16 protein-coding genes are annotated in these 18,275 nt (G+C 69.5%); 14 read left to right on the plus strand and 2 right to left on the minus strand.

The features are described 5' to 3' along the window. The first annotated feature begins 55 nt into the window (after positions 1 to 55). The 5 genes from CVV76_RS19130 to CVV76_RS19150 all read left to right on the plus strand — a co-directional run bounded on the left by CVV76_RS19130 (position 56) and on the right by CVV76_RS19150 (position 5,432). Entirely contained in the window at positions 56 to 1,576 is a 1,521-nt protein-coding gene (locus CVV76_RS19130; RefSeq protein ID WP_102226293.1) for a nucleobase:cation symporter-2 family protein, read from the plus strand. Positions 1,577 to 1,717: 141 nt separating this feature from the next. Further along, on the plus strand, positions 1,718 to 3,241 hold the full coding sequence (locus CVV76_RS19135) for an acetyl-CoA hydrolase/transferase family protein (protein WP_102226294.1): 1,524 nt from the start codon (positions 1,718 to 1,720) through the stop codon (positions 3,239 to 3,241). A gap of 81 nt (positions 3,242 to 3,322) precedes the next feature. Next, the gene (gene proC, locus CVV76_RS19140) at positions 3,323 to 4,147 is read left to right on the plus strand and encodes a pyrroline-5-carboxylate reductase (protein ID WP_102226295.1); all 825 of its coding nucleotides are present in this window, start codon (positions 3,323 to 3,325) and stop codon (positions 4,145 to 4,147) included. Beyond that, positions 4,144 to 4,479 (plus strand): tRNA-binding protein, encoded by a 336-nt coding sequence (locus tag CVV76_RS19145; protein ID WP_102226296.1) that lies wholly within the window; start codon positions 4,144 to 4,146, stop codon positions 4,477 to 4,479. The genes proC and CVV76_RS19145 overlap by 4 nt, the downstream gene beginning before the upstream one ends. Then, complete coding sequence (locus tag CVV76_RS19150) at positions 4,479 to 5,432, plus strand: 2-hydroxyacid dehydrogenase (RefSeq protein WP_102226297.1); 954 nt, start codon at positions 4,479 to 4,481, stop codon at positions 5,430 to 5,432. The genes CVV76_RS19145 and CVV76_RS19150 overlap by 1 nt, the downstream gene beginning before the upstream one ends. Before the next feature lie 56 nt (positions 5,433 to 5,488). Here CVV76_RS19150 and CVV76_RS19155 read toward each other — a convergent pair whose 3' ends face one another. Further along, positions 5,489 to 6,799, minus strand: a complete 1,311-nt coding sequence (locus CVV76_RS19155; RefSeq protein WP_102226298.1) for a PAS domain-containing protein — start codon at positions 6,797 to 6,799, stop codon at positions 5,489 to 5,491. 237 nt (positions 6,800 to 7,036) lie between these two features. On the opposite strand from CVV76_RS19155, the gene CVV76_RS19160 reads away from it, so the two are divergent. The 9 genes from CVV76_RS19160 (at position 7,037) to polA (ending at position 17,179) form a co-directional block, all read left to right on the plus strand. Beyond that, positions 7,037 to 7,663, plus strand: a complete 627-nt coding sequence (locus tag CVV76_RS19160) for a hypothetical protein (protein WP_102226299.1) — start codon at positions 7,037 to 7,039, stop codon at positions 7,661 to 7,663. Positions 7,664 to 7,884: 221 nt separating this feature from the next. Further along, complete coding sequence (locus CVV76_RS19165; RefSeq protein ID WP_102226325.1) at positions 7,885 to 9,147, plus strand: flavin-containing monooxygenase; 1,263 nt, start codon at positions 7,885 to 7,887, stop codon at positions 9,145 to 9,147. A 239-nt stretch (positions 9,148 to 9,386) separates the two neighbouring features. Beyond that, a complete protein-coding gene (locus CVV76_RS19170; RefSeq protein ID WP_102226300.1) occupies positions 9,387 to 10,091 on the plus strand; it encodes a TVP38/TMEM64 family protein in 705 nt (234 codons plus the stop codon). Beyond that, positions 10,088 to 11,491 carry a dihydrolipoyl dehydrogenase family protein gene (locus tag CVV76_RS19175; RefSeq protein ID WP_102226301.1) on the plus strand — a complete coding sequence of 468 codons (1,404 nt, stop codon included), beginning with the start codon at positions 10,088 to 10,090 and terminating at the stop codon, positions 11,489 to 11,491. Before CVV76_RS19170 ends, CVV76_RS19175 begins: the two co-directional genes overlap by 4 nt. A gap of 12 nt (positions 11,492 to 11,503) precedes the next feature. Further along, on the plus strand, positions 11,504 to 12,925 hold the full coding sequence (locus CVV76_RS19180) for a sensor histidine kinase (RefSeq protein WP_102226302.1): 1,422 nt from the start codon (positions 11,504 to 11,506) through the stop codon (positions 12,923 to 12,925). Between the two features lie 31 nt (positions 12,926 to 12,956). Continuing rightward, a complete protein-coding gene (locus CVV76_RS19185) occupies positions 12,957 to 13,526 on the plus strand; it encodes an isochorismatase family protein (RefSeq protein WP_102226303.1) in 570 nt (189 codons plus the stop codon). Beyond that, entirely contained in the window at positions 13,523 to 13,945 is a 423-nt protein-coding gene (locus CVV76_RS19190) for a bleomycin resistance protein (RefSeq protein ID WP_102226304.1), read from the plus strand. Before CVV76_RS19185 ends, CVV76_RS19190 begins: the two co-directional genes overlap by 4 nt. Positions 13,946 to 14,051: 106 nt before the next feature. After that, positions 14,052 to 14,279 carry a zinc-finger domain-containing protein gene (locus CVV76_RS19195; RefSeq protein WP_102226305.1) on the plus strand — a complete coding sequence of 76 codons (228 nt, stop codon included), beginning with the start codon at positions 14,052 to 14,054 and terminating at the stop codon, positions 14,277 to 14,279. A gap of 92 nt (positions 14,280 to 14,371) precedes the next feature. Next, positions 14,372 to 17,179: a DNA polymerase I gene (polA, locus tag CVV76_RS19200; protein WP_102226306.1), complete on the plus strand. Its 2,808-nt coding sequence runs from the start codon at positions 14,372 to 14,374 to the stop codon at positions 17,177 to 17,179. 243 nt (positions 17,180 to 17,422) lie between these two features. Here the strand turns inward: polA and CVV76_RS19205 are convergent, their stop codons facing one another. Further along, complete coding sequence (locus CVV76_RS19205) at positions 17,423 to 18,238, minus strand: 3-methyl-2-oxobutanoate hydroxymethyltransferase (protein WP_102226307.1); 816 nt, start codon at positions 18,236 to 18,238, stop codon at positions 17,423 to 17,425. Positions 18,239 to 18,275: the final 37 nt, after the last annotated feature.

Genomic DNA, 18,275 nt, shown 5'->3' on the forward strand with positions numbered 1-18,275 from the left:
GAATCGAGAGACAAAGGCCGCCTCAGACGAAGGCCGCTTCAACAGTGAGGATTTCATGACCGCCCCCGCCTCCTCTACCGACCCCGCCGCATCTCCTTCGTCCTCCTCCGTGCATCCCGTCGACGAGGTGCTGCCGCCCGGCCGTTTGATCACCCTCGGTCTGCAGCATGTCCTCGTCATGTACGCCGGGGCCGTGGCGGTTCCGCTGATCATCGGCCGGGTGCTGAGGCTCGCGCCCGAGGACGTGGCCTTCCTGATCTCGGCCGACCTCTTCGCCTGCGGGATCGTGACGCTGATCCAGTCGCTGGGCGTGACCCCATATTTCGGCATCCGCCTGCCGGTGATGATGGGCGTCACCTTCGCCTCGGTGGGGCCGATGATCGGCGTGGCGATCGCGCACCCGGGCACGGAAGGCGCGCGGATGATATTCGGCGGCATCATCGGGGCGGGTATCATCGGCATCCTGATCGCCCCGCTGGTGTCGAAGATGCTGCGCTTCTTCCCGCCCGTGGTGACCGGCACGATCATCCTCGTCATCGGCGTCACGCTTATGAAGATCGGCATCTCGTGGATCTTCGGCCTGCCCGTGGGCCCCACCGCGCCCAAGGTCGTGGACCCCGCCAACGCCGCCTGGCTCGAGGCCGCGTCGACGGCGGCGGAGGCCGCGGGCGCGGGCGCCATGCCCAAGGGCTTCGCGATCCTGCCGACTCTGAACAACACCTCCTACGCGAACCCCGCCAACATCGCGATCTCGGCCGCGGTGCTGGTGGTGATCCTGCTGATTGCCCGCCTCGCCCGCGGCTTCTTGCAGAACATCGCGGTGCTTCTGGGCATCGTCTTCGGGGGCATCCTCGTCGCCATTTTCGGGATGATGGGCTTTGCCAAGGTCGGCCGCGCGGGATGGTTCGAGCTGGTCCCTCCGTTCCACTTCGGCATGCCGATCTTCGACCCCGTCCTGATCGTGACCTTCGTGCTGGTGATGATCGTGGTGATGATCGAATCCACCGGCATGTTCCTTGCGCTGGGAGAGATGACCGGCGTGAAGATCACCCAAAAGCGCCTTGCCGCCGGCCTGCGCACCGACGGCGTGGGTGCCATCATCGGCGGGCTGTTCAACACCTTCCCCTATACCTCGTTCTCGCAGAACGTGGGGCTGGTGGGGGTCACCGGCATCCGCTCGCGCTTCGTCTGCGTGACCGGGGGCGCGATCCTGATCCTGCTGGGGTTGATCCCGAAGATGGGCGCGCTGGTCGAAAGCCTGCCGACCTCGGTGCTGGGCGGGGCGGGACTGGTGATGTTCGGCATGGTGGCGGCCACCGGCATCCGCATCCTGTCGCGGGTCGATTTCACCACCAGCCGCAACAACCTGTTCATCGTGGCGGTCAGCCTCGGCTTCGGGATGATCCCGCTGATCGCGCCCGACTTCAAGATGTGGATGCCGCATGCGATCCACCCGCTGATCGACAGCGGCATCCTGCTGGCCACCCTCTCCGCCGTGACCCTGAACCTCGTCTTCAACGGCGCCACCGGCGACGCCGAGGACGCCCGGCACGCCGCCGAGACCGCCGAGGCCTGAGCCCCTGCCGCGCCGCATGCATTGCAATCCCTGCAAGCGTGCTATGCCGTTTCAGCTTGGCTCCTCTCTTGGAGGGCCGATTCAATCATGTCATCTAATTCCAGGCTGGCCGAGCCGGCACCAGGAGGAGGAAAATCCGACATGACCACCCGTGCGAGGATCGCCAGCGCCGCCTATCAGGCCAAGGTCACATCTGCCGACGCCGCCGCCGCGATGATCGGCCGCGGCAGTACCGTGGGCATGAGCGGCTTCACCGGGTCGGGCTATCCCAAGGCGGTGCCGCAGGCCCTTGCCGCGCAGATCGAGGCGGCCCATACCGCGGGCGACCCGTTCCGCATCCGCGTCTGGACCGGCGCCTCCACCGGGCCAGAGCTTGACGGCGCGCTGGCCAAGGCCGACGGGATCGAGTTCCGCCTGCCCTACAACTCCGACCCGATCGCCCGGGAAAAGATCAACCGCGGCGAGATGGACTATTTCGACATGCACCTGAGCCAGGTCGCCCCCATGGCCTGGGAAGGGTTCCTCGGCCCACTCGACGTGGCGGTGATCGAGGTCGCGGGCATCCGGGAGGACGGATCGCTCATCCCCTCCTCGTCGGTCGGCAACAACAAGACCTGGATCGACCGGGCCGAGAAGGTGATCCTCGAGGTCAACGCCTGGCAAAGCGAGGCGCTGGAGGGGATGCACGACATCTACTACGGCACCGCGCTGCCGCCGAATCGCGTGCCGATCCCCCTGACCCGCCCCGAGGACCGCATCGGCGAACCCTATTTCCGCTGCGACCCCGACAAGGTGGTCGCCGTGGTCGAGACCGAGGCGCCCGACCGCAACGCCCCCTTTTCGCCGCCCGACGCGACCGCCCGCGCCATCGCCGGCCACCTGATGGAATTCTTCCGCCACGAGGTCGCCCGCGGCCGGCTGCCGGCCAACCTGCTGCCGCTGCAATCGGGCGTCGGCAACATCGCCAACGCCGTTCTGACCGGCCTTGCCGACGGTCCGTTCGACCAGCTGACCGCCTATACCGAGGTGCTGCAGGACGGCATGCTCGACCTGATTTCCTCGGGAAAGCTGAAGATGGCCTCGGCCACCGCCTTCTCGCTCAGCCCCGACGCGGCGGAACAGCTGAATGCCGAGATGGCCGCGTTCCGCGACAAGATCCTGCTGCGCCCGCAAGAGATCTCGAACCATCCGGAGGTGATCCGCCGCCTTGGCTGCATCGCGATGAACGGCATGATCGAGGCCGACATCTTCGGCAGCGTGAACTCCACCCACGTGATGGGATCGCGGATTCAGAACGGTATCGGCGGCTCGGGCGATTTCGCGCGCAACGCCTATGTCTCGATCTTCATGTCGCCCTCGACCGCGAAGAACGGGGCGATCTCGGCCATCGTGCCGAAGGCCAGCCACGTCGACCACATCAACCAGGACGTCCAGGTGATCGTGACCGAACAGGGCCTCGCCGATCTGCGCGGCCTGTCGCCCCGGCAGCGCGCCAAGGCGATCATCGAGACCTGCGCCCACCCCGATTACCGCCCGATGCTGCAGGATTACTTCGACCGCGCGCGGCAGGGGTCTTACGGACAGCAATCGCCCACCCTGCTGAACGAGGCGCTGAGCTGGCACCAGCGCTACGTCGAGACCGGATCCATGCGACCCCATCCCTGATTGGCTCAGCCCTGACACGGGAGCCGCGCTCTTCCAACTCGGCGCGCGGCGCTCTAGTCTCCGCGCGAAACGGAGGGCGTGATGAACGATCTGGACAGGGTAGCGAAGCGGGGGCTGGTGCTCCTGGGCTGCGGCAAGATGGGCTCGGCGATGCTGGCGGGCTGGCTGAAGCGCGGACTGGAACCCGGCGCGGTCTGGGTGATGGATCCCCGGCCGTCCGAGTGGCTTCAGGGCCTTGCCGCCAAAGGCCTTCACCTCAACACCGACCTGCCCGAGGACCCCGCGATCGTGCTGGTCGCGGTCAAGCCGCAGATGATGGCCGAGGCGCTGCCGAAACTTACGCCGCTCGGCGACGGCACCACGCTGTTCCTCTCGGTCGCCGCCGGCACGCCGATCTCGTATTACGAAACGGTGCTGGGCACCGCGACACCGGTGATCCGCGCGATGCCCAACACCCCCGCCGCGATCGGACGCGGCATCACCGCGCTGACCGGCAACGGCCCCGCGACCGAGCTTGACATGGAACTGGCGGAGACCCTGCTGTCCGCCGTCGGCCAGACCGTGCGGCTGGAGGGAGAGCACCAGATGGATGCGGTCACCGCCGTCTCGGGCTCCGGCCCCGCCTATGTCTTCCACCTGATCGAGACGCTGGCCGCCGCGGGCGAGGCCGAGGGCCTGCCCGCCAATCTGGCGATGCAGCTGGCCAAGGCGACCGTCGCGGGAGCCGGGGCCCTGGCGATGGAGGCCGAGGAAGACCCGGCCCAGCTGCGCGTCAACGTCACCTCGCCGGGCGGCACCACCGCCGCCGCACTGGGCGTGCTGATGGATGCGGACACGGGCTTTCCCCCGCTTCTGAAACGTGCGGTCAAGGCCGCCGCCGACCGCGGGCGGGAGCTGGGCAAATGACCATCAGCTTCGACGATTTTCTGAAGGTCGACATTCGCGTGGGCCGCATCGTGCAGGCCGAACCCTTCCCCGAGGCCCGCAAGCCCGCGATCAAGCTGTGGGTCGACCTCGGGCCGGAACTTGGGGTCAAGAAGAGCTCGGCCCAGATCACCAAACACTACACCCCCGAGGGGCTGATCGGGCAGCAGGTGATGGCGGTGGTGAACTTCCCGCCCCGCCAGATCGGCCCGGTGATGTCCGAGGTGCTTGTGCTCGGCGTGCCCGATGCCGACAACGAGGTCGTCCTCCTCACGCCCGAGCAGGACGTCCCGCTGGGCGGGCGGCTCTACTGATGAAACTGCTGATCACCCGCCCCCTGCCCGAGGCGAACGTCGCCGCCGCCCGCGCGCTGTTCGACGTCACCCTGCGCGAAGAGACCACGCCGCTGTCGCGCGACGAGATCCACGCCGCGCTGACCGATTACGACTGCGTGCTGCCAACGCTGGGCGACATCTTCGACGCCGCCGCCTTCGCCGCGGTGCCGGCACCGCGGGCGAAGCTGCTTGCGAATTTCGGGATGGGCTACAACCATATCGACATCGAAACGGCAAAGACCGCAGGCGTCGCGGTGACCAACACCCCGGGCGCGGTGACCGACGCGACCGCCGACATCGCGATGACGCTGATCCTGATGTCCGCCCGCCGCGCGGCGGAAGGCGAACGTCTGGTGCGGTCGGGCGCGTGGCAGGGCTGGCACCCGACGCAGATGCTGGGCCTGCACGTCAGCGGCAAGGTGCTGGGCGTGGTTGGCATGGGCCGGATCGGCAAGGCGATCGCCCGACGCGCGCACCACGGTTTCGGCATGGAGGTGGTGTTCTTCAACCGCTCGCGGGTTGCCGATCCCGGCGTGCCCGCGCGACAGCTCGACTCGCTGGCCGAGGTGATGGCCACGGCCGATATCGTGGTCGTCGCGGTGCCGGGCGGGGCGGGCACGCGCCACCTGCTCGACGCCGCCGCGCTGGCCGCGATGCCACCGCACGCGCATCTGGTGAACATCGCCCGGGGCGACGTCGTGGACGAGGCCGCGCTGATCGCCGCGCTGACCGAGCGGCGAATCGGCGGCGCGGGCCTCGACGTCTACGAGAAGGAGCCGCAGGTGCCCGAGGCGCTGCGCGCCCTCGACAACGTCACACTGCTGCCGCACCTCGGCACCGCGGCGCTGGAAACCCGTGCGGCGATGGGAGAGGTCGCGCTGGACAACCTGCGCGCCTTCGTAGAGGGCAAACCGCTGCCGAACGCCGTCTGAACGGCCGCCGGACCCAGCCCTGAGCGCGCCTTCCTGCGCGTACCCGCGACGGCGCCTCAGCCATCGTCCGACCGGCGCCGCAGGGTGCGCAGCCGCGCGCCGATCTCGTTCGCGTGTTCGGTGATGCGGTCAAGCCGCCCCTCGGTGTCGCCGTGGAAGGCGTCCAGCTTCTCGATGATCGAGGCAAGCCCGCCGCCGCGCCCCACCAGCCACGAGTTTTCCACCCTGCACGACCGGCGCACCGCGTCGAGGCCCACGATCTGGCGCCGGAGGCCGGAGCAGAGCCGCGGCAACGCCCCCACCGCCTCGATCACCTCGCCGATCGCCTGGTGCGCCCGGGCCCGGTCGTCCAGCATCTGGCGGGTCAGCAGCCCGGTTTCGACCGCCTCGTCGAAGGCGCCCCCGCCGATTTCGCCCTCCGTCATCTCGGTCTGGCCCACGCATTCCTCCTGCAACCGGGCCAGCCCATGGCGAAACGCCGCCTGCTCCACCATGCCGCGCCAGACCTGCGCCAGCGGGCGCCCCTCCCGGGTGAAGCCGGCAAGGCTGTCTGTCACCTCGGCTGCCATCAGCCGGTAATTCTCGGAGATGGCGGTGATCGGCCCGCCGGCGGGCTCCAGCCGCGAGGCGGCGATGCGCATGTTGGTGGGCATCAGCCGTACCGTGCGGAATCCGTCGACCAGCGCGGCGATCTCCGCCTCGATCCGCGACAATTCCTCGGCGATGCGCCACGCCGAAGGCAGCATCTCGTCGCGCGGACGGCCCAGCGCCGCGTCGCGGCTGGCGATCTCGTCGGACAGGGCGCGGGCCATGAAGGCCTCGTAGCTGGGAAATCCCAGCGCCCGAAGCCGTTCCAGCAGATCTGCCGCGCTGTCCTCGGGCGCTCTCTCCCGGTCGCCCTCGGCCGCGCGGAGCGCCGCATATTCCGCCTGGATGGTGGTGAAGAGCGGCGCGCTCGGCTTGATCCGGACCGAGAGGAAGCCGCCCTCGATCGGCGTGATCCCGGCGAACACCCAGTAGTGCAGCCCGTCCGCCGCGCGGTTCTTTACGTAGGCGCCGATCGGACGGCCCTGGCCGATGGTCTGCCACAGCAGGTGAAACACACCGCGCGGCATGTCGGGATGGCGCACCACCTTGTGGGGCGCCCCGACCAGCCTGTCCCACGGATACTCGGCCACCCGCTGGAAGACGTCGTTGCCTGACCGGATCACGCCGCGCGGATCCGTCCGGGAATAGAAGATCTCGTCCAGCGCGAAGGGCGCCTCGCCACTGGCCGGCCGCGGGGCCGCAGCCGTCCGCCCGGGAAGAGGAAGGCCGACCGCCGCGGGGGCCTCGCCGCGATCCGGGCCGTGCAGGCCGTCCTTCATGCGTCATTCTCCCGCGTTCCCGCGCCCACCGGCAGGGCAGCCGGGACGGATCATCTCAGCCGATTCTTGCTGCAAGGTTAACCATGGCCGCACCTGTTCCGCAGGGCAGATCCCGTCGGGGGCCCTGCCCCGCCGACCGGCCGGCTAACCCTATTGTCGGAAAACGGCTTCTGCCCTACGCTGGCGCACTTGGGGCTGAAACCGGCGCCCCCTCCCGGAGCCGGATCGAGGTGAACGATGCAATTCCTGCGCCAGCAAAGGATCCTCCTGTCGGTCGAGGCCGAGATCCGCACCGAGTCGCGGAACCTGAGCGCGGCGGGCACGACGAGCCAGCGGCGCGAGCTTCCCGATCCCGATTCCGATCTGGGCATCCGCATCGCGGCCTGGGAATGGCGGGTGCGCACCGCGCTGGCCGACGTCCAGTTCGCCCACCTCATCCACCAGCGCCACGCCAAGCGCGCCCATCTGCCGGCACAGGCATCGCCGCAGCGGCGCCGGGCCGTGGGGATCGAGCAGGACCTCATCGACATTTCCGCCCTGGCGGAACGCATCGAACGCGCGATCGGCGAGTTGCTGGACATCTTCGCCTATGGCGGCGGGCGCGAGGGGGCATTCCGCAAGACGCTGGCCGAGATCCTCGGCCGTCAGGACACGATGAAGACCGAATGGGCGGAGACCCTGGCCGACCTGCGCAAGCGCCGCGCCCGGGTGGAGGCCTCGGTCACCGCGCTGTCGGGGCGTCAGGGCGGCCCGGGCGGAACCCTCTCGGCCTTCAGTGCCGTCGCGACCGCCATCGAAGGGCTGCGCATCCTGATCCAGCGGGCATGGAACCGGCGCCGCACCGCGACCCTGCGCGCCGCCTGACACACCCCGCCTGACACACCCCGCCCGATACGCCGCGTCCGATAAGCCGCGCCCGACACATGCGCCTGTTTCGCCCCATCTGCGGGCCCGTCTTGGCCCGCATCCGCCTGCGCCCCCTTTCCCTTCCCGCGCCCCGCTGACAGGATGCCGGGGCCGAACCGCGGCAGGGCCGCCGCGCCCGGACGTCACGGCGCAGGATCAGCTCACGGGGGATGCTCGAAATGTCCGCAGAAAGAACCGACGTGCTGGTGGTCGGCGCAGGCCAGGCCGGCCTCGCCATGAGCGCGCACCTCGCCCGCGCGGGCGTACCACACCTTGTGCTGGAACGGGCGCGGATCGCGGAAAGCTGGCGGACCGGGCGCTGGGATTCGCTGGTCGCGAACGGCCCCGCCTGGCATGACCGCTTCCCCGACAAGACCTTCCCCGGCGATCCCGACGGCTTCCCCGGAAAGGACGAAGTCGCGGATTACATGGAGGCCTTCGCAACCGAGATCTCGGCCCCCGTGCGCACCGGGGTGGAGGTCACCCAAGTCCGGAGCCTCGAAGGCCGCCCCGGTTTCCTGTGCGAAACCTCGGCCGGCACGGTGGAGGCCGGCGCCGTCGTCGCCGCGACCGGTGCCTTCCAGACCCCGGTGATCCCGCCACTGGTGCCACCGGGGGCCGCCGGATCCACCACCCCGATCCAGATCCATTCCGCCGAGTACCGCAACCCCGGTCAATTGCCCGAAGGGGCGGTGCTGGTGGTCGGAGCCGGCTCCTCCGGCGTGCAGATCGCCGAAGAGCTGCTGTCGGCCGGCCGCCGGGTCTACCTCTCGGTCGGCCCGCACGACCGGCCGCCCCGGCGCTATCGTGGTCGCGATTTCGTCTGGTGGCTCGGCGTGCTGAACAAATGGGACATGGAGGCCACCCCGGGCGCCGACCACGTCACCATCGCGGTCAGCGGCGCCCATGGCGGACGCACCATCGACTTCCGCGATCTTGCCGCGCGCGGCATGATCCTTGTCGGACGGACCGAGAGCTATGGCGAGGGCGCCCTGCGTTTCGCCCCCGACCTTGCCCGCAACATCGCCCGCGGCGACGCCTCCTACCTCGGGCTCCTGCGCGAGGCCGACGCCCATGTCGCGCAGAACGGCCTCGACCTGCCGCCGGAACCCGAGGCGCACGAGCTTGGCCCGATGCCCACCTGCGCCGAGGAGCCGATCCTGTCGCTCGACCTCGCGGGGGCGGGCATCGGCACCATCCTCTGGGCCACCGGCTACAGCCGCGACTACGGCTGGCTTCCCGCCGGCGCGACCGACGCCGACGGCGCGCCGCGCCACAACCGCGGCGTCTCGGCCGAGCCGGGGATCTACTACCTCGGCCTGCCGTGGCAGACCCGCCGGGGATCCTCGTTCATCTGGGGGGTCTGGTTCGACGCGGGCTATGTTGCCGACCACATCGTCAAGCAGCGCGGCTACGCGGCCTACCGGCCCGCGGCGGGCTGACGGCCGGACATCTGCCCCCCCCCTGGAAGCTGGAGTGGCGCGCTGTCCGGCGGTCGCGCGGGATGGCGAGGTCGGCGGCGGGGGCGCTGCCCCCTGCACCCCCCGGGATATTTTCGCTCAGAAGAAGGTGGAGGCGGTCGCTTTTCCCTGCGGCGCGGGAAAGGTTCGGAAGGTCGCCCCCTTTCGCACGGCGCCGTTTCGGATCATCCTGCGCGCGAACGCCGAAGGACCACGCCTCCATGCCGCCCGCGACCTCCCGCCTGCTCCGGCGCCTGCCGATCGTGGTGATCGTGCTGGCCGCGCTTGCCGGTGCGCTGTTCTTGCGCGACGCGCTGAGCCTTTCGGCGCTGGCGCGCAACCAGGACCGGCTGCTGGCATACCGCGATGCACACTACCCGCTGGCCGCGCTGGCCTTCGTCGCGGCCTACGCGCTGCTCGTGGCGCTTTCGCTGCCCGGGGCGCTGGTGGCCACGCTGACCGGCGGGTTCCTGTTCGGGGTCTTTCCCGGCGTGGTTCTCAACGTGACCGCGGCGACCCTTGGTGCCACGGCGATCTTCCTCGCCGCGCGGGCGGGCATCGGCACCGATATCGCACGCAGGCTCGACCAGTCCGGCGGCGCGACGCGTCGGTTTCGTGACGGGCTGCGGCGCAACGAATGGTCGTTCCTCTTCCTGATACGGTTGGTGCCGGTCGTGCCCTTCGCGCTGGCCAATCTCCTGCCCGCGCTGCTGGGGGTCGGCCTTGGCCGCTTTGCCCTGACGACCGCGCTGGGAATCGTGCCGGGCGCGCTTATCTACACCTGGCTGGGCGCCGGGCTGGGCATGCTCTTCGCCCGGGGCGAGACGCCGGACCTCGGGGTGATTCTGGAGCCGCGGTTCCTCCTGCCGCTACTGGCCCTTGCCGCGCTCTCGTTCCTGCCGGTGCTGGTGAGGCGCCGGGCATGAGGGCGGATCTCTGTGTCATCGGTGCCGGGTCGGGCGGGCTGTCGGTCGCGGCGGGGGCGGCGCAGATGGGGGCCCGCGTCGTGCTGGTCGAGGCGGGCGAGATGGGCGGCGATTGCCTGAACGCGGGCTGCGTGCCCTCGAAGGCGCTGATCGCCGCCGCGTCCCGTGCCGAGGCGGTGCGGAGCGGCGGCCTGGGCACCAGGGGCGCGGCACCCGAGACCGACTTCGCCGCCGTGATGGCCCATGTCCGCGCCACCGTCGCGGCGATCGCCCCGCACGACAGCCAGGAACGGTTCGAGGGCCTCGGGGTCACGGTGATCCGCGCCCATGCCCGCTTCATCGGCCGCGACCGGATCGAGGCCGGGGGGCAGGAGGTCACCGCACGCCGGTTCGTGGTGGCCACCGGCGCGCGCCCCGTCCTGCCCGACATCCCCGGCCTTGCCGACACGCCACACCTGACGAACGAGACGCTCTGGTCCCTCGACACCCTCCCCGGGCACCTGGCGGTCCTCGGCGGGGGACCGCTGGGCCTGGAGATGGCGCAGGCGTTCCGCCGCCTGGGCGCGCGGGTCACGGTCCTCGAGGCGGGCCAAGCACTTTCGCGCGAGGAACCGGAACTCGCCTCGTTCGTTCTGTCCAGATTGCGCGCTGAGGGCGTGGAGATCCGCGAGAACACGCCCGTGCGGGCGGTTCGACAGGCAAACGGGGAAATCGCGGTGGAAACGGAAAACGCCACGATCACGGCGGACAGGCTTTTGATCGCGGCCGGGCGCAGGCCCGCGACCGCGGGGCTTGGCCTTGAACGCGCCGGGGTCGAGACCGGCCCGGATGGCGCGGTCCGCGTCGACGCGCGCCTGCGCAGCACGAACCGCCGGATCTTTGCCGTGGGGGATGTGGCCGGATTGGGGCAGTTCACCCACCTCGCGGGCTATCACGCGGGCCTCGTGGTGCGCGCGGCGCTGCTGGGCCTGCCCGCGCGGCTGCGCCACGACCATGTCCCGCGGGTGACCTATACCGACCCCGAGCTTGCCCAGGTCGGCCTGACCGAGGCCCAGGCCCGCGCGAAATGGCCCACCGGCATCGAGACAATCCTGACCCCGCTTGCCGGGAACGACCGCGCCCGGACCGAAGGCCTGACCGGCGGCGCGCTGAAGCTGGTCCTGCGCAAGGGCCGGCCGGTCGGCGTGGGGATCTGCGCCCCCGGCGCGGGCGAGATGATCGGCCTGTGGTCGCTTGCCCTTGCGACACGCAGGAAATTGACCGCGCTGCCGTCCACGATCCTGCCCTACCCTACACTTTCGGAGGTATCCAAGAGCGCCGCGGGTGCCTATTTTTCCCCACGCGTGTTTGATAATGCTTGGCTCAGACGCTGGGTCCGCGTGATCCAGTCCCTGCCCTGAGGCCCCTTCGGCGTGCGTAAGTTCCTCAACACCCTGTCCGGTCGGTTCCTGATCCTGACCACGGTCTTCGTGCTTCTGGCCGAGGTGTTGATCTTCGTGCCCTCGATCTCGCGCTTCCGCGAGGATTACCTGCTGTTGCGCCTCGAACGGGCACAGATCGCCTCGCTGGCGACGCTGGCCAACAACGGCATGGTCTCGGCCCAGCTGGAGAAGGAGCTTCTGACCAACGCGGGCGTCCTGAACGTCGTGCTGCGGCGCAACGCGGTGCGGCAGCTGGTGCTGTCCTCGCCCATTCCGCAGCCGATCTACACCACCTACGACCTGCGCACCGATACCACGTTCGACCTGATCCGCGACGCGCTGTCGGAATTCTTCGACCCGCACAACCGGGTGATCCGCGTGATCGGCAACCCGACACAGGACGCGGGCCAGCAGATCGAGGTGACTCTGGAAAGCGCGCCGATGCGCAAGGCGATGATCGATTACGGCATCCGCATATTCGCGCTGTCGGCGGTGATCTCGGTGATGACGGCGCTTCTGCTGTTCTTCGCCGTGCAAAGGCTGATGGTCGGCCCGATCCGCAAGCTCGTCCATCACATGTCCGATTACGCCGAGGCGCCGGAGGATGCGCGGCGGGTGATCGACCCCTCGGCCTCGATCATGGAACTGCGCGAGGCCGAGGAGGCGTTGAAGTCGCTGCAGAAGCAGTTGACCGGCGCGCTGAGGCAGAAGGAGCGTCTGGCGCAGCTGGGCGGCGCGGTGGCCAAGGTCAGCCACGACCTGCGCAACATCCTGACCACCGCCCAGCTTTTTGCCGACCGGATGGAGAATTCCGAAGATCCCGCAGTCGCCCGCGCGGCGCCCAAGCTGATCGGCTCCATCGGGCGGGCGGTGAACCTGTGCGAGGGGACGCTGGCCTTCGGCAAGGCCGAGGAGCCGCCGCCCACGCTGACGCGCTTTCCGCTCAAGACGCTGGTGGGCGACGTGATCGAAAGCGAGACGCTGGCCTGCGACGGCGCGCCGGTGACCTTCCTCGAGGACGTGCCGCCCGGCCTGATGATCCGCGCCGATACCGAACAGCTTTACCGCGTGCTGTCGAACCTCGTGCGCAACGCGCGGCAGGCGATCATCGCCACCGGCAAGCCCGGCGAGATCGAGATCGGCGGCGGCGAGGACGAAACCTGCTGGTGGATCAAGGCGGGCGACACCGGGCCGGGCCTGCCGCCGAAGGCCAAGGAACACCTCTTCACCCCGTTCCAGGGCAACGCGCGCAAGGGGGGCATCGGCCTCGGCCTCGCGATCTCGGCCGAGCTGATCCGCGGCCATGGCGGGCGGCTGGAACTCGTGCGCTCGGACGAGGACGGGACGGAGTTCATCATCCGCCTGCCGAAGATGGTGGCGGCCGCCGAATACCAGGACATCGCGGCGAAATAGCCGGGCGGTGCCCGGGACAAGGAGCGACAGCATGACCGAGGCACTTCTGATCATCGACATGCAGGCAGAGATGCAGCACCGCATCGACGCGGGCTACGACTGCGTCAACCCCGACGCCTCCGGCCGGATCGACGCGCTGGCCCGCGCCTTCCGGCAGTCCGGGCGCCCGGTGATCCACATCCGCCACCGCGAGGCCGACCCGGCCTCTCCCATGCGCCCCGGCGGCGCGGGCTACCCGCCGATGCCCTGCGCCGAGGCCGCCCCGGGCGAGGCGGTATTTGACAAGACGACCTCCTCGGCCTTTGCCTCGACCGACCTCGCGCAGCACCTCGCGGCGGCCGGCATCACCGGGCTTGCCGTCACCGGCGCGGTGGCGGGGTTCTGTGTCAACTCCAGCGTGCGGGCCGGCTGCGACCTCGGGCTGGCGATGCGCGTGGTGCCCGACGCGGTGCTGGGCTTCGGCCTGCACGACCTCTCGGCCCGGGTCATCTTCGACGTCACCATGGCCCATCTGGCCGCCGATTTCGCCACGCTGATCGACAGCGCGGACCTGATCGCCGAGCTGACCACCGAGGGCACCGCCACCCCGGCCGGGGCATGAGGCCCGCCCTCGTCCCCGAGCTGGGCGTCACCGACTGGCGGGCCTCGCGCGCATTCTACGTGGACGTGCTGGGGTTCGACTGCCGCTACGAGCGGCCGGAGGAAGGGTTCTGCTTTCTCTGCCTCGGTACGGCGGAGTTGATGATCGACCAGATGGGCGCTGGCCGCGACTTCGTCCTCGTCCCGCCCGACGCCCCCTTCGGCCGCGGCATGAACCTTCAGATCGAGGTACCTGCGATCGCCCCGTTCCTTGCCGCGCTGAAGGCCGCGGGGCATCCGCTTTTCCTGCCGCCCGAGGACCGGTGGTATCGCCGGAACGATATCGAACTGGGCAACCGCCAGTTCCTCGTCGCCGATCCCGACGGCTACCTTCTGCGCTTCTTCCAGTCGTTGGGCGAACGCCCGGCCGCGGACAGGTGAGGCACCGTCGCTGCGACCGGAGGGTCGAGCGCCCCCGCCCTTGACGCCCTCCTCTGCCGGCCCTATCCCCCAAGGTGTGCCCCTTGGTGCCTGACGGAGAACGCCGATGACCACGCAAGTCCCCGAGACCGAATACGTATCCGCCTGGAAGGTCGCCTGCGATGGCGGCAACGGCGCGCTCGGCCATCCGAGGGTCTGGCTGACCATCCCGCATGAACGCGGCTGGGTCGAATGCGGCTATTGCGACAAGCGCTACATCCACGAAAGCTTTCGCGACTCGGTCGACGAGAGCTACAAGGACAGGCTCGCCGACAGCGCCGAAGCCGAGGAATAGGGCGCATCGCCCGCTCCGGCCCCTGTTGCGGGGACCCACGATGAGCGCGCGGCAAGCGCGACGAAGAGCCTTCGCGGCATAGGGAGAGCGCCATGGCATTCGGCAAGGGCCACCACCTGCACCTGATCGACGGCTCGGCCTTCATCTTCCGCGCCTACCACGCGCTTCCGCCCCTCACCCGCAAGTCCGACGGCCTGCCTATCGGCGCCGTCGCGGGGTTCTGCAACATGCTGTTCAAGTATGTCGAGGGGTGGAACGGATCCGACGCGCCGACCCATGCCGCGGTGATCTTCGACTATTCGTCCAAGACCTTCCGCAACGAGATCTACGACCTCTACAAGGCCAACCGCCCCGAGCTGCCCGAGGATCTGAAACCCCAGTTCCCGCTCACGCGCGAGGCCACCCGCGCCTTCAACATCGCCTGCATCGAGCGCCAGGATTACGAGGCCGACGACATCATCGCCACCCTGGCCACGCAGGCCGACGCGGCCGGCGGCTCCGTCACCATCATCTCGTCGGACAAGGACCTGATGCAGCTGGTGGGCGGCGGCATCGAGATGTTCGACGCGATGAAGGCCAAGCGCATCGGCGTGGAGGAGGTGCAGGAGAAATTCGGGGTGAAACCCGACCGCGTGGTCGACGTGCAGGCGCTTGCGGGCGATAGCGTCGACAACATCCCCGGCGCGCCGGGCATCGGCATCAAGACCGCGGCCCTTCTGATCAACGAATATGGCGATCTGGAAACCCTTCTCGAACGCGCCGAGGAGATCAAGCAGCCCAAGCGCCGCCAGACCCTGATCGACAATGCCGAACAGATCCGCACCTCGCGCCGCCTTGTGGAGCTGTGCCGCGAGACGCCGATGGATGGCGTCACGCTCGACGATCTCGAAGTGAAGGATCCGGTGGCCGAGGACCTGCTGGAGTTCCTCGCCAGGATGGAGTTCCGCACGCTCACCAAGCGCGTGGCCGACAAGCTCGACGCAACCGCGCCCGAGATCGACGACGCCCCCGCCGCCGGCGAGGAAAGCGCGAAGGCCGCCCCCGACTGGCCCGCGATCGCCCCCGAGAGCTACGAATGCGTCACCGAGCCAGCGGCGCTTGCCGAATGGATCTCCGCGATCCGCGAGCGCGGCTACGTCGCGGTGGACACGGAAACCACCAGCCTCGACGAGATGCAGGCGGAGCTGGTCGGCATCTGCCTGTCGGTGGAGCCGGGCCGCGCCTGCTACATCCCCGTGGGGCACCGGGCGGGCGATGGCGGCGACGACCTCTTCGCCTCGGATGCGCTGGCCGAGGGGCAGATGCCGCTGGCCGAGGTGCTGGCCGCGCTGAAACCGGTGCTGGAAGACGACGCGGTCCTCAAGATCTTCCAGAACGCCAAGTACGACACCAAGATCTTTGCCCGGAACGGCATCCGCGTCGCCCCGATCGACGACACGATGCTGATGTCCTACGCGCTGCATTCCGGCCTGCACAACCACGGCATGGACGTGCTGTCCGAACGCTACCTGAACCACCAGCCGATCCCGATCAAGTCGCTGCTGGGGTCGGGCAAGTCCCAGATCACCTTCGACCGGGTGCCGATCTCGGATGCCGTAAAATATGCCGCCGAGGATGCCGACGTCACGCTGCGTCTCTGGCACCTGTTCAAGCCGCGGCTGCATCAGGCCCGGGTGACCACGGTCTACGAAACGCTGGAACGCCCCCTTGTCCCGGTGCTGGCAGGGATGGAGATGACAGGCGTCCGCGTCGACCGCGAGACGCTGTCGCGCATGTCGAACGCCTTCGCCCAGAAGATGGCGCAGTTGGAGGACGAGATCCACGAACTGGCGGGCGAGAAATTCAACGTGGGCTCGCCCAAGCAGCTAGGTGAGATCCTCTTTGACAAGATGGGCCTCGAAGGCGGCAAGAAGGGCAAGGCGGGAGCCTACGCGACCGGCGCCGACGTGCTGGAGGACCTGGCGGCCGAGGGCCACGACCTGCCGGCCCGCGTGCTGGACTGGCGCCAGGTGTCGAAACTGAAATCGACCTACACCGACGCGCTCCAGACCCATATCGACGAGATGGGCCGGGTCCATACCTCCTACGTCCAGACCGGCGCCAACACCGGGCGCCTCGCCTCGACCGACCCGAACCTGCAGAACATCCCCGTCCGCACCGAGGAAGGCCGCCGCATCCGCGAGGCCTTCATCGCGCCGGAGGGGAGCACGCTGGTGAGCCTCGACTATTCCCAGATCGAACTGCGGATCCTCGCCCATGTGGCGGATCTGAAGGAGATGAAACAGGCCTTCCGCGACGGCCTCGACATCCACGCGATGACGGCGTCCGAGATGTTCAACGTCCCTATCGAGGGGATGGACCCGATGATCCGCCGGCAGGCCAAGGCGATCAACTTCGGCGTGATCTACGGCATCTCGGGCTTCGGCCTCGCCCGCAACCTGCGCATTCCACGGGCCGAGGCGCAGGGCTTCATCGACCGCTACTTCGAACGCTTCCCGGGCATCAAGGCCTACATGGACGCCACCGTCGCCTTCGCCAAGGAACACGGCTACGTCGAAACGTTGTTCGGCCGCCGCATCCACACGCCCGAGATCAACGCCAAGGGCCCGCATGCGGGCTTTGCCCGCCGCGCGGCGATCAACGCCCCGATCCAGGGCGCCGCGGCCGACGTGATCCGCCGCGCCATGGTGCGCATGCCCGCCGCAATCGAGGGGCTGCCCGCGAAGATGCTGCTGCAGGTCCACGACGAACTGCTGTTCGAAGTCGAGAACGGCGCGATCGACGACACGATCGCGAAGGTCAGGACGGTGATGGAGGGCGCCTCGGATCCCGCGGTGAAACTCGACGTGCCGTTGACGGTGGACGCTGGCACCGGCCGCAACTGGGCCGAGGCGCACTGATCCAGAGGCGCTTCGCACGCCTGTTCTTCGGGGGGCACTGCCCCCGCCGCCCCTCGCCCTGAAGGGGGCAAGGGGCGCCTCCCCCGGGATATTTCTCCTCAGAAGAAACACCGGCCCCGGTCTGCGGCGGCGCCCTTCTTCTTCTGAGCGCAAATATCCCGGGGGTTTGGGGGCAGCGCCCCCATCGAAAGGAAAGTCTTGCGCCTCCGGCGCTCCGCAGGATCCGTCGGGGGCAACCGGCGGTCAGTCCGGGGTCTGGTCCGCACCGGGGAAGCGGCCCGCGCGGACATCTGCGGCGTAGGCCGCGAAGGCCCCCGCGGCGGCCGCGTCGACCTCGGCGTAGCGCCGGGCGTGGGTCGGCATGGCGCGGCCCGTCATGCCCAGCAGATCGGTGGTGTCGAGCAGCTGGCCGTCGCAGGCCGCCCCCGCGCCGAGGCCGATCGTCGGGATCTCCAGCTCGTCGCGGATCGCTGCGGCAAGGGGGGCGGCCATGCGCTCGAGGACCACGGCGAAGGCCCCCGCCGTCGCGACCGCCAGCGCGTCGCCCGCGACCCGTTCGGCATCGGGCCCGAGGCCGTTCAGCGGCACCGCCCCGGCGGGGGCGCCGTGGGTGGCACAAGCCGGGGGGCCGACATGGGCCAGCACCGGAATGCCGCGCGCCGTGAGGAAGGCGATCGTCTCGGCCATCGCGAGGCCCCCCGAAAGCCGTACCGCGCCCGCGCGGGTCGCCGCCATCAACCCGGCGGCGGTCTCGAAGGCGCGGGATGGGCCGGCCTCGTAGCTGCCGAACGGCAGGTCGACGACCAGGAGCGCCCGGGCGAGGCCCCGGGCGACCGCACGGCCGTGCAGCGCCATCAGCTCGGGCGTCACCTCGCGCGGCGAGGCCAGCCCGTGCAGGCCCGGCCCCAACCCATCGCTGACCACGACCATGTCGCAGGCGGCATCGGCGAGCCGGGCCAGCGGTGTGGTCCATGCCGTGAGGCAGACCAGGGGCTCCCGGCCCTTGCGGGCGCGAATCGCGCCGGGCGTGATCTGCCCCGGCTGTTGCTGCGCGGTCATCTCGTTCTCCTTCCGCCCCGGATTCTGTCTGCCTCGG

Source organism: Acidimangrovimonas sediminis, assembly GCF_002871005.1.
Classification (GTDB): domain Bacteria; phylum Pseudomonadota; class Alphaproteobacteria; order Rhodobacterales; family Rhodobacteraceae; genus Acidimangrovimonas; species Acidimangrovimonas sediminis.